The sequence below is a fragment of the Streptococcus suis genome, assembly GCF_002964045.1.
Lineage (GTDB): Bacteria > Bacillota > Bacilli > Lactobacillales > Streptococcaceae > Streptococcus > Streptococcus suis_U.
The window spans coordinates 1-278 of record NZ_POPB01000079.1 but is presented as its reverse complement, the minus strand read 5'-3'; the positions used below and the strand labels follow the sequence as shown (position 1 = coordinate 278).

General features: G+C 46.4%; 1 protein-coding gene. It reads right to left on the bottom strand.

All coding sequences use genetic code 11. The features are described 5' to 3' along the window. Nucleotides 1-47: 47 nt before the first annotated feature. Nucleotides 48-278: phosphoribosylaminoimidazolesuccinocarboxamide synthase (locus C1E99_RS00350; protein ID WP_330848210.1), on the bottom strand; the 231-nt coding region annotated here is incomplete at its 5' end.

Sequence of the window (278 nt, the reverse complement as noted above, 5' to 3'; positions counted from 1 at the left end):
ATCCGCCTTCTTCTCAACAAAAATTCGCTTCGCCATTTTTCCAATCCTTACTTCACTTCTTGTAACTTTGCCAATACGACCTCGTAAACCTCGGTCAATTCCCCGAGACCCCGACGGAAAACATCCTTGTCCAGATGGTTGCCATCCGCATCCCACAAACGACAATTATCAGGCGAAAACTCATCCGCCAATAAAATCTGACCAGACGAGTCGACCCCGAATTCTAGCTTGAAATCCACCAAAGTCAGCCCAATCTGTGCAAACAAGTCCTTCAAGAA